At 44.0% G+C, this 15110-nt stretch carries 9 protein-coding genes; 2 read left to right on the forward strand and 7 right to left on the reverse strand.

Annotated elements, in window-relative coordinates:
* Positions 1–2 precede the first annotated feature (2 nt).
* Both BLP33_RS16515 and BLP33_RS16520 read right to left on the reverse strand, forming a co-directional pair.
* Positions 3–3311 carry a SusC/RagA family TonB-linked outer membrane protein gene (locus BLP33_RS16515; RefSeq protein ID WP_090530861.1) on the reverse strand — a complete coding sequence of 1103 codons (3309 nt, stop codon included), beginning with the start codon at positions 3309–3311 and terminating at the stop codon, positions 3–5.
* Between the two features lie 41 nt (positions 3312–3352).
* Positions 3353–4534 carry an ROK family protein gene (locus BLP33_RS16520; RefSeq protein WP_090530863.1) on the reverse strand — a complete coding sequence of 394 codons (1182 nt, stop codon included), beginning with the start codon at positions 4532–4534 and terminating at the stop codon, positions 3353–3355.
* Positions 4535–4650: 116 nt separating this feature from the next.
* On the opposite strand from BLP33_RS16520, the gene BLP33_RS16525 reads away from it, so the two are divergent.
* Together BLP33_RS16525 and BLP33_RS16530 are read left to right on the forward strand one after the other, a co-directional pair.
* The gene (locus BLP33_RS16525; protein WP_090530866.1) at positions 4651–6000 is read left to right on the forward strand and encodes an alpha-L-fucosidase; all 1350 of its coding nucleotides are present in this window, start codon (positions 4651–4653) and stop codon (positions 5998–6000) included.
* A gap of 429 nt (positions 6001–6429) precedes the next feature.
* Positions 6430–7614 carry an alginate lyase family protein gene (locus BLP33_RS16530; RefSeq protein ID WP_090530869.1) on the forward strand — a complete coding sequence of 395 codons (1185 nt, stop codon included), beginning with the start codon at positions 6430–6432 and terminating at the stop codon, positions 7612–7614.
* 185 nt (positions 7615–7799) lie between these two features.
* Here BLP33_RS16530 and BLP33_RS16535 read toward each other — a convergent pair whose 3' ends face one another.
* The 5 genes from BLP33_RS16535 to uxuA form a co-directional block, all read right to left on the reverse strand.
* On the reverse strand, positions 7800–9428 hold the full coding sequence (locus BLP33_RS16535) for a GH35 family beta-galactosidase (RefSeq protein WP_139160009.1): 1629 nt from the start codon (positions 9426–9428) through the stop codon (positions 7800–7802).
* A gap of 42 nt (positions 9429–9470) precedes the next feature.
* Positions 9471–10307, reverse strand: coding sequence for an alpha/beta hydrolase (locus BLP33_RS16540; RefSeq protein WP_090530872.1), 837 nt, complete (start codon positions 10305–10307; stop codon positions 9471–9473).
* A 10-nt stretch (positions 10308–10317) separates the two neighbouring features.
* The gene (locus BLP33_RS16545) at positions 10318–11430 is read right to left on the reverse strand and encodes a glycoside hydrolase family 43 protein (protein WP_090530875.1); all 1113 of its coding nucleotides are present in this window, start codon (positions 11428–11430) and stop codon (positions 10318–10320) included.
* A 23-nt stretch (positions 11431–11453) separates the two neighbouring features.
* A complete protein-coding gene (locus BLP33_RS16550; RefSeq protein WP_090531358.1) occupies positions 11454–13586 on the reverse strand; it encodes an alpha-glucuronidase family glycosyl hydrolase in 2133 nt (710 codons plus the stop codon).
* Positions 13587–13857: 271 nt separating this feature from the next.
* The gene (gene uxuA / locus BLP33_RS16555; protein WP_090530878.1) at positions 13858–15057 is read right to left on the reverse strand and encodes a mannonate dehydratase; all 1200 of its coding nucleotides are present in this window, start codon (positions 15055–15057) and stop codon (positions 13858–13860) included.
* Positions 15058–15110: the final 53 nt, after the last annotated feature.

Below are 15110 nucleotides of genomic sequence, written 5' to 3' on the forward strand. Positions count from 1 at the left end.
TATTAAAAATTCGCGTTTAATGAAAATCCAAAACTCCTGGTAGCAGGTGATGAACCTTCATCAATACCTTGCCTGTACCATTTGTCGCCAATAGGGGCCTCCGGGTCAAGGTTTTTAAGTGTGCGGTATACATACAATAAGTTTCTTCCAACTAAAGAGAACCTTAAGTTATTCAGGTGCAGCGCTTTGTTTACGCTTGCTGGCAATCTGTAGCCCAACACAACTTCACGCAATTTCACGTAGTTGTTTTTAAATACCGCGTTTTCGTTTACAGAGTTTTCGCCCCAGTCATAAGTATTCAGGTAGTAAGAAGCAGCGTCAACAATAGTGGTATTCTTTTCTCCGTTTTCATTTACACCTGGCAATACAACGCCGTCATTATAGGTTTTACCACCGTTTGGTGCAGTTCCTAAATGCTTGCCGCTGCCATCAATGTAATAAGCCAAACCGCCGTGGGCAGCATCACGATACTGTAAAGTACTTTCGTACATACCTGCCGCAGTACCATATTTTAATGGGTTTGATACCATTTTACCGCCCCAACGGTAATCAACCAATACATCCAAAGAGAAGCCTTTGTAGTTGAAAGTATTGGCAATACCACCTACAATTTTAGGCTGGATATTACCTACGTTGATAAATTTTGATTTGTCAATGGTATATAAACCATCGCCATTCACAATCTTATTGCCATTAGCATCTGTGGCTATAGGATAAACCAATATATTACCGATAGGCTGGTTTGGTTGAGCTACCACCATTAAAGCAGATTGATCGCCGTTGTAGAAAGTAAGCTTTTCAAAACCGGGGGCCAGGTTGTTTACCTTTGAGTGGTTAACAGCAAAGTTTAAACGTACATCCCAGTTAAATTTACCAACTATTGGCTTACCGTTTAAGGCAACCTCCAAACCATTACTGTGTAAAGTAGCGGCATTGGCTATAATGTTTCCTGCGCCGTTCGATGGGGCGATATTCAACCCCATAATTACATCTTTAACCTGGTTAGTATAATAAGTCAAATCAAAACCAACGCGGTCTTTCAGGAAACGGGCCTCCAAACCATATTCCTGTTCATATTTCATCTCGGGTTTTAACTCCAGGTTACCATAAGTGGCGTCATAGGTAAGCTGTGTTACAGTACTTCCCGGTACTGATAATGGTGATTGGTTGTACAACACGTTAGGAACATACCTTGGTGGTTTGTTACCAACTACGCCGTATGATGCCCTTAACTTTCCATAGCTGATAAATTCAGGCATTTGAAACGCATCTGTAAATACGAAACCCGCATTAACCGAAGGATAAAAATAGGTGTTGTTTTTTGTAGGAAGCGCTGAAGCCGACTCGTTACGTGCGGTACCCTCCAAAAACAAATAATTTTTATAATTTAAGTTTAAGATACCAAAAAAAGCCTGGGTTTTCATGAAACCACGGGTTGCCGTTGTTGTTTGCGTACCGTACGAGTTTGATAAAGAAAAGAAGTTTTCAGTTACCAAACCGCCATTGGTACCTGATGACTGATCACGATAGGTTTCACTACGCGAGGTGTAGCCACCGCTAACAGACATACTCAGGTCTTTGGTAAGTTTAGGCGAATAAGTTAATAATAAGTCGCCGTAAGTACCAGAATATTGAGCTTTGGAAACACCATAATAGCCGGTGCTTGCAGGCGAGTTGAAAGCTACAGGATATTCGTTATACTGCATCGATTCGGTATTGCGACCTGTGTAATCACTGCCAATACGCCCTCTGAACTTCAAATTTTTAAGCACATCCCAATTTAAAGTAGCACTGGTGATTAAACGGTTTTCAGTTTCATCTTCGCTGTTCTTTAACTGTGTCCAGAAAAAGTCCATAATATCCCCACCGCTCATGTTATATTTAAATGCCTCAGTTGGGTTTCTGACAGCGTTACCAAGCGTTACGTATTTATAACCCGCTGATGTTTGATAGTTATCCAGCAGCACATCTGCTTTTTCTGAACGATTTAAGAAGCCGCCAAAGTTGGCTAAAACGCGGCCAAGCTGGTACGGACGATTATGGGTTAATGTATTAACGTAACTCGCGACGATATCTGTGCTAATCTTATTGCTTAACTTAACAGTAGTATTTAAGTTGAAAGAGTTTTTTTGTTGTTTTTGACCGCGCTGGATACCGGTATAATCCAAACGGGTTGCCGATAAACGGTAGTTAACATTATCTGTTTGGTTTGATATAGCGATGTTGGCGTTTGAGCTATAACCTGTTTGAAACAGATCTTTATAGTTATTGGGCTGTGGTGTATAATCCCTGATCTGGCCATCCCACCACCTGATCTTCTGACCTTCCATTTTAGGGCCAAATTGCGCGTATGAGCTGAAACGCGGCCTGTAACCGCTTGGCGAATTAGGATCAGCTAACCAACCATCTTCAGTAAAACCACCTGCAAGATTGGTAGCCCTGTCATAACCAGGACCGTAAACGTTTTGAAATTTTGGTGTAAAGGCTACCTGCTCGGCAGTACCTACATAGTTGAAATCGACACCAAGGCCTCTTGATTTTGAACCTTTTTTGGTGGTGATAACGATAGCGCCGCTCATACCATCAGAACCGTAAGTAGCTGTAGCACTCGCGCCTTTTAATACGGTAAGGGTTTCGATATCCTGTGGGTTGATATCCAGGATCCCATTACCCCTGATCCGCTGATCAGACCAGTATCCACCGTTATTTGCACCGTCTGCGCCAGCCTCGCTGTTGTTACGGATAATAACACCATCTACAACGTATAGAGGTTGGGTGTTGTAGTTAAGTGAATTGATACCGCGGATCTGCACGTTTACAGCACTGCTTGAACCACCCGGGGCAGTAGTGATTTTAACACCAGGAGCTTTACCGTACAATGCCGAAGCAAAGTTAGTATTACCGGCCTCAGTTAACTGCTTCGCTGTAATGGTGGTAGTAGCATAACCCAGGGATTTTTCCTGGCGTTTGATACCGAATGAGGTAACTACCACTTCATTTAATTCGCCTTTACCTGCAGCCAGTGTTACGTTGATCACGGCGTTGTCGCCAACGGTAACTTCTTTTGCTGTATAGCCTACAGATGAAAATTTAAGCACTGCACCTTTGGCCACTTTAATGCTGTATGCGCCGTTTATGTTGGTTTGTACACCGGTTGTTGTACCTACAACTAACACGGTAACACCCGGTAAAGGCCCGGCGTCATCGCGCACCACTCCCGTAACATTGGTTTGGGCAAATAAATTTGCCGAGATAAAAAGGGGCAGTAGCAGGACCACCCACCTTTTCAAGTTTAGATAAAATTGTTGCATGAAAATTGATTAATTGAGTTAAAAAAAGACCTTGAATATCTTTATGTAGGCTCAGAAATATTGGCCTGCGGATTAAGTTTATACAGATTTTCAACCACCGTGGTTACGCCTCCTAACAGTTGCGCGTTATTGCCCAGGTTTGAAACCGCCAATTGGGTGTAGGTGGTTAAGTGGGGAATGCAATGCTCGTTCATGGCCTGCTGAATGGGGCTGAGCCATAATTTGCCGATAACGCTCCCCTTCCCGCTTAAAATGATGCTCTCGGGATTCATTAAATGCAGCAATATCGCCAGGCCCTGACCAATAAAATAAGCTGCCTCGGCAATAATTTTTATTGCAAAGGCATCACCTTTAAGTGCTTCGTCAATGATATTATCTGCCGATACGGTATCGTATTTTAGGAGGCTGCTAACCTGCCCGTGTTTCAGGCCTTCAGCAGCTTTAGCTTCAATAGCCAGCAAAGAAGCTTCTGTTTCCAGGCAGCCCTGCTTCCCGCATGAGCATAGTTTTCCGTTTTTATGAAGCGGCAAATGGCTAAACTCTCCCGCAAAACCACTGTGCCCTTTAAATATCTCTTTATTGATGATCATCCCCAAACCAACGCCCCAGCCCAGGTTAATGATCATGGAATTATTACGGGCAATAGGGAGCCCAAATTTTTGCTCGGCCAGGGCTATGGCCGTCGAATCGTTTTCAATAAACACAGGTAGTCCGGCTTGTTTGGCAATGTAGGTTACCAATGTTTCTTCCGGAGCTTTAAGAAAGCTCAGGTTATTACCCAAAAACGCGTCAATAAACCCAGGCATGGTAATCCCTATAGCCAAAAATTTATCTTGTGGCAATCCTGAATTAACAACTACAGCTTTGATACAGGCTATCAATGAATGGATAGCATCCTTGTTATCGCCCAGTTTTAATTCAAACTCCTGCACCTCTCCCACAAACTCATTATTCATATTGACAATTACAATTCTTGTCAAAAACTGGTTCATAGCTACCGAAATAATAAAGCCGGTATCAGCTATCAATGAATAAGTTGCGGGCTTTCTGCCCCCGCTTGACGCCCTTATACCTACTTCCTTTACAATATCCAACTTCATCAAATCGGCTATCCCTTTGGTCACATAAGGAATGCTTCGGCCAGTATAAATACTCAGGTCGTTAAGAGAAGCTGTTTTACTGTAATACAGCCCTTTGATGAGGTCAATATGCTTAAGAAACATGCGGCAGGGGTTTATATCTGCATATTTAAATAAATTAATTTAATAAAGAAAGAAAACTTTTTATTTTTTTTAAAAAGTATCTAATAGATTTATAAAAGCAATAGTTACTTTTGAAAATGAGAAGAAATCTATCACGCCTTTTTATGGTATTTTTTACCATGTTATACAGTGGTTACGCGCAGGCGCAACACCGTGTAAATCCTGATGAGATCAAAGAAAAAATGCAATGGTTCGCCGATGGTAAGCTGGGCATATTTATTCATTACGGCATTTATTCTGTAAAAGGGATAGATGAAAGCTGGAGTTTTCATAACAAAAAGATCAGCTATCCTGATTATATGAACCAGCTAAAAGGCTTTACGGCAAATCAATATCATCCAGATGAGCTGGCGGAACTGATTAAAGAAAGCGGTGCGCGCTACGCAGTAATGACCACCAAACATCATGATGGTGTAGCTTTATGGAACAGCAAATACGGTCCGCTGAATGTAGTAAAAAAGACTCCCGCCAAAAAAGACCTGTTAAAACCGTTGTACGATGCCTTGCGTGCGCGTGGTGTAAAAGCAGGAGCTTACTTTTCGCTGATAGATTGGAGCCACGCCGATTATCCGGGTTTTTTGAAAGATAGCAGCAGGTACCAGGTTAATGCGCAGCCGGTGAAATGGGCAAAATATTTAACCTTTATGAACGGACAGCTGGATGAACTGGCCAAACAATATAACCCCGACCTCTGGTGGTTTGATGGCGATTGGGAACATAGTGCCCAAGAATGGAACGCACCAGCAGTGCGACAAAAACTGTTAAGCTACAATCCCAACGCGATCATAAACGGACGCTTGCAGGGTTTTGGCGATTATGATACCCCTGAGCAAAACTTCCCGGTATCAAGGCCTAATTACAAATGGTGGGAACTTTGTATGACCATTAACGATAACTGGGGCTATCAGCCACAGGACACGAATTTTAAAACCCCTTATGAGATCATCAGCATTTTTACTGATGCCGTAAGCTACGGTGGAAATTTACTACTGGATATTGGCCCTAAGGGCGATGGCAGTATCCCTCCGCAGGAAGTGAACATGCTTAAAGAACTGGGTGCATGGAACAAGAAAAACGGCGAAGGTGTTTTTAATACCATAGCAGGCATGCCACAAGGGCATTACTATGGTGCAAGTACCCTGTCAAAAGATTCGACCACTGTATACTTGTTTGTTCCGGCTAAAACAAGTGCGCCGGTATTGGTGAAAGGCTTAAAAAACAACATCAAAAAAATAACGGTTCTTGGGAGCGATACGCCGCTAACGTATAAAATCGTCGGCAAAATTTCATGGAGTGCGGTACCGGGCTTATTGTACATCCCAATTCCCGAAAGCCAGCAGGATAAATACATGTCGGTAATAAAAATTGAGCTTAACGGCAAGCTTGACCTTTATCATGGCAAAGGAGGATTTCTCACCAATGAGTAACAGGAAAGCGAAAGGCAGAAAGCCTAAAGCTTAAATATTCGTACGCCAGTTCTTTACTGATCCTGATATCAATTTATCAAAAGCCTGTAATCAATTGCAGGCTTTTGTTTTTAATCTACTCTCAATCGGGCCCCAACCCACCGTTCATTATGCGGATAAACCGTATCAGGAAAAAAAAATTAAATTTTTTTTTCCATTAAAACAGCTCCCCCAATCGCGAAGTGCCATTGCGGACAAAGCGTATCGACATCATCACATCTTGCTTTTAATCAATACTTTACAATAATTTTGTTTCATCAAACCAATTATCCGGCACCTTCTTAAAACAACGGTAAAACCTAATGCAAGGCAATAACACGCCTCGTAACCTTAAGCTTTTTGTTTTATAAGTTATGCCGGTGAGACAAATTGTAAATTAAAAACCAATTTATGAACAGCAAACCAAAAACTACCTTTGCAACCCTGCTGGGCCTGGCCTTTTTTGTGGCGTTATTTTTTACTTATTGCACTAAAAAACAAGTCTCGCCGGCGGCGGCAAGCAACGATGCTACCTCACCGGCATTAAAAACCCAGGCTACCGGCTTTATCCATCCCGGCATTCTCAACACGCAGCAAACGCTTGATTATGTGGGGCAGCAAGCCAATTCAAATGATGCGAACCGGCTTGCGGCTTACCAGTTTGTACTCAACTATTGCAACAACCACAGCCCCAGCGGCGCCTACAAAGCCACTGTACAGGTTGCCGGCGGCGTTACCACGCCCGATGAAATTGCTTTTAAAGGCGATGCCTTGTTAAGCTATGCCCTGGCACTACGCTGGGCTAAAACCGGTAACGCTTCATATGCAACTACCGTAAAACAAATACTCGATGGCTGGGCCAATAGCTTTCAAAACTTCAGTGTAACCGGCTCACAGCCTAACCAGGCTTCGCTTGAAGCTTCATGGGCAGCGCCTACCTTTGCAGCAGCAGCCGAAATCATCAAATATTACATCCCGGCCAGTGGCGTTGGCGGCGGCTGGACTACAGCGGAAAATACCCAGTTTGTAAACTTTCTGAACAACATGAAAGATAACTACATCAATAACGTGCCCAACTTTAACAACAACTGGAACGTATCTGCCGGATATGCAAAAATGGCTATCGGCGTGTTTGAAGATAGCCAAACTGTATACCAAAACGGCATTACCGCTGTAAAAACTGTATTACCCAATGTAATTGCCTCAGATGGCTCGATGAACGGCGAGATCTGCGGATCGCACAATGATTATGTGCATTACCAGTACTCTCTTACCGGTTTAAGCTATGCCGCCAACATTGCAGGCATCCAGGGGGATTTGTCTATTTACTCGGCCAGCAGCAGTCGCCTGTTAACCGGGTTTAATTACCAATACAAGCTGATGCACGGGACAGTATCGCCGCCATGCTCACCTAACGGTAATGTAAACAACCCCATCTGGCCGGGAATTGAAGTGGCTAATCGTCATTACGGCACTACCGAAACCAGTTACATCGCCAGCAATTATGTATGCGACAGTAACGGCCTGCCTAATGGAGATATCGGTTTCCTATGCTGGACAAACTACACCCATAACAATGTGCCAACCACATTTTAATAAAGCATTCGCTTAATAAAAATTTTATCCCGGCTGCTCCGTTTATGATTGACCTCATTTAACGGAGCGGCTTTTTTTGCTTCATACAGATTGACTTCTGCATTAACGGTGAGGAGCATCCGCAAAATATATAACTGAAATTATTCCCAACATGCCGAAATTAACCCGGTCTGTTTTTGTATGGATCACTTATAATTATAAAGCTTAATCCGCTGGATCCCATATTCGCCCAACGGGATCCTTAAGTGCCTTCCCTGGTGATCTTCATCGCCATTTAAACGGCGTCCCGGCTGCCACTTTCCGTTAACAAATATCCCTTCGTCTACCTGTAAAATACCTGCACGTAGTCCATCTTTTACCGGCTTAAAACTGATGACCAAACCTGTGCCGGCTACATAAAACTCATCATTAGCCAAAGCTGTTATAATGCCTCCGGTTAACGGCCAGTTTGCATCCTTTGCTTTGGGCGACCAGCCCAAGGCTAAATCATGCGAAACCGTGAGCATGTAATCGCCCATTTGCAGCCGTATGGTATCCGCATCCTTACTTAACAATACACCATCCATAGTTCCCTTGCGTTTAGCCTTACTAATCTCACCTGATAACTGATGAATGATATTATACGATTGGGAAAGTGGCTCTCCTGCCGTTATGTTATCGGTTTCGATAGAAAAAGGAGAAAAGCCCAGCGCTTTGTAATGGCCAATGGCATAAAAAGCTTTGGCATCCATTCCATCCTCAAAACGATGCTCGGGGATAAACAGGGCATTATCAGGCCGGGTATAACGGTCATTCCAGTACTTAAAGTTAGGGTTATAAAAATCGGGCGACAGCAAGTCAATATCCGGTGCTGCTGCTTTCCATACGTCAATCAAATGCGGCAAGGGGCCTGCAGAAGGGTACTGTCCCGGCTTTTTACCCGGAGCGTTAAGGGCTGCGTTCACATACATCGGCAGCGGGTAAACGGCCTTACCTGCTTTAGCTACAGCGTCAGCGTATCCGGCAAAGTACCAGGCCATAAACAGCTCGTCGGTAGCCGGGCTTTTGCCAAAAACCGATTCCCAGTTACCTGAAGTTTTACTTCCTCCATCCTGCCATATTTTTTGCATTTCGGGTACAAGCTTGTCTTTGTGCGAATTTAACCAGGAGATTAGCTTTGTCGGGACTGGCCGGTTAAAAGCTTCATCGGCCAGTTTCGAATGATCGCGGGCATCCGGCAGCATGCCTATCTCGTTTTCAACCTGCACCATCAGCACAGTGCGAAGCTTATTATCGGTTTGCTTAATATGCCGCATTAACACACTAAAAGCTTTAATATCTGCCTGCAAAGCATCTTTGGAGAACGGCGTAATGATCTCTTCAGCACCACCCACACTGTTGGCAACGCGCGGAAAACGGTTTTCATTGGTTTTAACCCAACCTGGCGCATAACAGCTCATGCTGTTTTTCCAGGTGCCAAACCAAAGCAGCACCAGTTTCATGTGGTACTGCCGGGCACTTTTAATCAAATCATCAACCAGTGTAAAATTAAACTTGCCCTCTTGTGGCTCCAATAGTTCCCAATAAACCGGCGCTATCACTGTGTTAAGGTGCATTTTTTGCAGTTTGGGCCAAATTGGGGTCATGTAGGCCGCGCTTGAGGCGCTCGAGTTTCCAAGTTCACCGCCTGTCATTAAATACGGCGCTCCATCTACCAATAATTCAGCATTACCGCCATAATATTGTAAATGTGGTATTGCTTTTACGGTATTTTGTGCCTTAGGTTTAAAGGCTACCAAACAGCACAAAACAAATATCAATATGCGAGCCTTCATAACTCTTTTTGAATACGCGGATATAAAAAACAATCTTATCTGTTACTTACGTGCATACGCCCATGCCAAAGCCTTGAGCATGGTAACAGGTTTACCCGATAAATGAGTAACATCATCAATAATGATATGCTTAAAAACAAGATTTTCATAATGACGGCTTTCCAATAACGCCACCAATTGTTTGTTAGGCACAACCTGTCCCGGAGTTTCCAATCCGCCCACTTCCATAAATACATTTACGGGCAGGCTTTTATGTTTGGCTGCATATTGCTTTTCAGTTTCAAATACAGCTCCGTTACCATAACCCAATGCAGGACTGCCTATCAGGATATTTTTAAACAGCGTGGGCTTTTCAAACAAGGTGTAAGTCGCAAATAAGCCACCCATTGAATATCCATAAAGCGTACGGTTTGTAGGGTCTGCCTTTAAACCGGCATCTATCGCTGGGATCAATTCCTTCTCAATAAAAGCAAGGAATGCCGGCGCACCACCGCTTTCGGCCACATTGGGAAATGCAACCGGTGTGAAATCACGGTTACGTTTGTTGCCGGGCGTACCAATCAGGCCGCCATCGCCAATGGCCACCAATATAGGTTCAGGAATATGATATTCGGCCATCAATAGTCCCAAATACTCCAGCGATGGTGAAAAGTCGTTATCACCATCAACCACATACAATACCGGAAATTTTTGTTTGGCGGTATCATAACCGGCCGGGTAATGAATATAAATATCATAATCATTACCCGCGAGTTTAGAGTGCATTTGCCGGTGTTCGGAGTTGGGGATAGTAACCGGCTTAACCTGCTGCGCAAAACCATGCGTCCCCAACAAATCAAGCAATAGCAGTAACAGGGTTAAAGCTTTAAGGATTTTCATATCGATGAGATTACAAAAACGGATCGATCAGTTTAATAGATCCATCAGCGTTATGCTGTAGTTCGGTTACCTTTACATTGCGCAGATGCGTTTTGCCTGATAGTTGGGTATCATGATAAAATATATACCATTTACCTTTTACCTCGATGATGGAATGGTGGGTTGTCCAGCCCTCTACCGGTTTCATAAATACGCCCTTATAGGTAAATGGCCCAAGCGGACTATCACCTATCGCATAGCAAAGCAAATGTGTATCGCCGGTTGAATAAGTGAAGTAATATTTACCATTGTATTTATGCATCCATGAGCCCTCAAAAAAGCGACGGTCATGATCTTTGGTCAATAACGGTTTACCCAGGCTATCTAAAATAACCGCGTCTTTTACTGCACCATCAAAAGTTTTCATGTCAGGTTTTAACAGGGCTACTTTACAGCTTATCGCCGGGGCATCTTCCTGTTTTGAATCGGTTTTTGAGCCATCTGCCTCGTATTTACCGGAGATCCAGCGCTGAAGCTGACCACCCCAAATGCCGCCGAAATACATGTAGGTTTTACCATCGGTATCAGTAAACACGGCAGGGTCAATGCTAAAGCTGCCCGCTATCGGCTCAGGTTCGGCTTTGAACGGGCCAACCGGGCTTGCAGCAGTCGCCACACCAATATGGAACACATCCTTTTTATCCTTTACCGGAAAATACAGGTAATAGGTGCCGTTTTTATAAGCAGCATCAGGCGCCCACAACTGCCGACCAGCCCAGGGGATATCTTTAATATCAAGTGCCACACCATTATCTGTAACCTTGCCGCCAATGCTATCCATCGACAGGATGTGATAATCCTTCATGGCAAAATGGTCGCCGTTATCATTTTCGGGAATACCCGCATCGATATCATGCGATGGATAGATATAAATTTTGCCGTTAAATACATGGGCCGATGGATCGGCCGTGTAAATGGAACTGATGAGCGGCTCGGAAAGATACTTTACTTTTTTGCCTGTATCTGCTTTTGTGCTATCGGCTGTATCAGCTGTTTTTTTTGTTGATGAATCACATGCGCTCAAAATGCACAGTGGTGCAAAAAGCGCGAGGATTAATTTTGCGGTGGTAAATTGCTTGTTCATCGGCGTTTGGTTTATGGTGGTGATTAATTGGTCATGTAATTATTGCCCCCTATGCCCGGCACATAATAAAACTTCATTTTTTTATAATAGTCCAGCGGGTGCTGCGGCTTAGGGTAGATAGCCGGGACAGGCATTTTTGAAAATGTTTGGAAATATAAAACACAGGCATCGCGCCAGGTTATTGCCTCGCTTAACTGAACCTGCATCAGTTGTTTTACTTCCGTAAAACGTTCGGCATCTATCCTGCCCTGCATTTTATCCCAGGTAAGGCCCATTTGTTTAACAGAATCGGCCCCCATATAGTAATGATGAACGAGCTCATCCCACAATGATCTTCCGGAACGCATTTTATAGGTCCAGCTTAAATGGTGAAACCACAGCAGGTATTCGTCAGGGCAGGTTTGCAAGTTTCCCCAGTGTGCCTTAACTTCGGGTGCATATTGTAATAGCGCATTACTGCCTGTTCCGGTACGGTCAAAGCCTATCCCAGCCGAATCGGCTTTATGGTAATAAGTGGCATTCCAATCGGGGCGACCGGCATTATCTACCCAGGGACCAGGGCCGTAGTGCGTTGACACCCCCATAATATGGTGCAGCCCAAGCGGGGTCATGTAATTAACTGTATTTTCCCTCGATTGCAGCATGAAGTTTTTTACCGGCGACACAAAGCTATCGTCATTAGTAAAAGTCATTTTGAGCCAATCGGCGGCAATTACACCTGGAGACTGGTCAGGGTTCCAGGCCATGCGGCCGAAGGCATACCAGTTAGCCTGAGCAAAGGGATGACCGCACCAGTTTAAATCAGTGCCAATATTAGCCACGCCCGCCATGCCGGTTATCAGTTTTTTGTTAAAATCACCCTTGATCACCCGCGCAACGGTTGAGCCTTTTCCATGCGTATATGTATCCGATTGCAGGCATTCAGCAAATAATGGCGCTTCATAAACCAGGTGGGTTGAAAAACCGAGGTACTCCTGTGTTAACTGGAACTCCATCATCAGCGGGGTATTGGGCATAGCACCAAACAGCGGGTGAAATGGCTCCCTCGGTTGAAAATCTATCGGACCATTCTTTACCTGGATAATCACATTATCCTTAAACTTTCCATCAAAAGGTTTAAATTCATTGTATGCCTGCTTAAAGCGATCATCCGGCACTTTATTATCATAAACAAAAGCACGCCACATCACTATGCCATGATGAGGAGCTAAAGCATCGGCGAGCATATTTGCTCCATCGGCATGGGTACGGCCATAGCTTTGCGGACCGGGTTGTCCCTCCGAATTAGCCTTCACTAAAAACCCGCCGAAATCAGGGATGTAGCGATAAATTTCATCAGCCTTATCGGCCCACCATTTTTTTACCGCGGGATCAAGCGGATCGGCAGTTTTTAGGCCCCCCAGCTCAACCGGGCTGCTGAATTTTACCGACAGGTAAATCCTGATACCGTATATTCTGAATACCTTGCCCAGCGCCTGCACTTTTAACAAATATTGGGGCGAAAGGATCAGGGCATCTGCATTTACATTATTGACAACCGAGCCATTGATCCCTACCGAAGCATTGGCCCGCGCATAATCAATATAACGTTGGTCAACCACACCTGGCAGCTTGTGCCAGTTCCAGATGGATGAGCCCGCGTAGCCCCGCTCCACGGTACGGTTCAGGTTATCCCAGTGATCCAGTACCCGGTACATCATCCTCGGGTGACCTGAAAGATCAAGTTTATTAATAGATTGATTGGTTTGGATCAGCTTTAAAAAATTAAAAACACCGTACATAACCCCTGCATCGGTGTTGGCCGTTATGATGATACATTTCTTTTGATTGACAAGGGCAGTTTTGATAAGATACCCTTCGCTGCCGATGCTATCGGGGGCAGTTATCGAAAGAGCCTTTAGTGATCGCGGCGTACCTATTATAATAGTTTGCCCATTGGTTATGCTTTTAGTATCTCGTGGCTTTAGGGCCAGCATTCCATCAAGGCCAGTTAAGAGCTCGGTCCTTGCACCTTTAAGCTGGTCAGACTGTGCCGGGAAGATCATGTTTTGCAACTGTTGCCTGTAAATGTTTGCCAGTTGCTTGTTGCTCACCTTATTATATTCAAGCCATAATTTATAGCCATCGTCTGCACACACTTTATTTATCGCTGCCATGAAAAGCAGTACCAGTAAACACCTGTTCGTTAATGAATATTTGGCCATGACGTTATTAATTCCAGCTTTATAAACCCATAGGCGGTTATAAAAACACATAATTGATCTGTTGAAAAACTTATGAATGAAATGGGTTAAGATCCCGCTTCATTTAGTATGGTTTATAAAGTTTTAGCTTTATGCAATCGATTGCAAGATAAAAACTTTTATGACTTTTAGCAATAGGAATTTAATTATTGATTCCTTATTTAAGCTACCTTATTTATTGTAGCTATTGCTCGTCGTACAGTATGCGTTTAAGCCCCATCTCCAATCCGCGTAACTCGGCCAGGCCCTTTAACCTGCCAGTTACCGAATAGCCGGGATAGGTATCATAATTAAAATCATCAAGTAGTTTATGCCCGTGATCAGGTCGCATGGGGATAGCCATATCGCTCCGGCCTGCATTTTTACGGGCTATCTGTTCATTGATAATGGCTTTCATCACGGCATACATATCAACGCTGCCTGTTAAATGATCGGCTTCATAAAAGCTGCCATCCGGCTGCCGGGCCACGTTGCGCAGGTGTAAAAAGTGGATCTTATCACCCAGGCGGCTTATAATTTCAGGAAGATCATTTTTGCCCGATGCACCTAACGAGCCGGTGCAAAGCGTGATACCATTGGCAACTGAAGGATAACTATTTACAATATCAGTAAGATCATTTAAGGACGATGCTACACGGGGCAGCCCCAGGATAGGAAACGGGGGATCATCAGGATGGATACACATTTTAATGCCCAGTTTTTCGGCATATGGGATTATAGCCCGTAAAAAATAAAACAGATTTTCCTTTAATGCTTGCGTGTTTACCTCACTGTATTTGTTAAGGTGTTCTTTAAACTCCGCAATGGTAAAAACCTCATCCGTACCGGGTAAGCCGGCCAATATTGTATTGGTTAATAGCGTTCTGTCTTCGTCACTCAACCCATCAAGGTAATGCTTTGCGGCTGCCTGTTGTTCGGCACTAAATTCGTTAAAGGCATTCTTCCGTTCTAAAATATACAAGTCAAAAGCTGCTAAAGCCGGAGCGTTGTAAAGCAAGGCCGAAGCACCGTTTGCTAACCGATAATCAAGATGCGTGCGAGTCCAGTCCAATACGGGCATAAAATTGTAACACACCGTAAAGACTCCCTCCGACGCTAAGTTTTGCAGTGTTTGAATATAATTATCAATGTAGCGGTCACGTTCCGCACTGCCAATTTTGATACTTTCATGAATATTTACGCTCTCCACAACCGCCCAGTTAAAGCCTGCGCTTTCAATTACCACTTTCCGCTGCCTGATTTCTTCACGATCCCAAACATCCCCGCAAGGTATATGATGAAGCGCGGTAACTATCCCGCTTGCTCCCGTTTGTTTTATTGCACTTAAAATTACCGGGTCGCCGGGGCCAAACCACCTGAAAGTTTGTTTTAAATCTGGTACCATATTATTTAAAAACGAATTGCTATCAACGCGATAAATTTATGCAATCGATTGCA

Origin of the sequence: Mucilaginibacter sp. NFR10 (assembly GCF_900100445.1) — a bacterium.
GTDB lineage: Bacteria > Bacteroidota > Bacteroidia > Sphingobacteriales > Sphingobacteriaceae > Mucilaginibacter > Mucilaginibacter rubeus.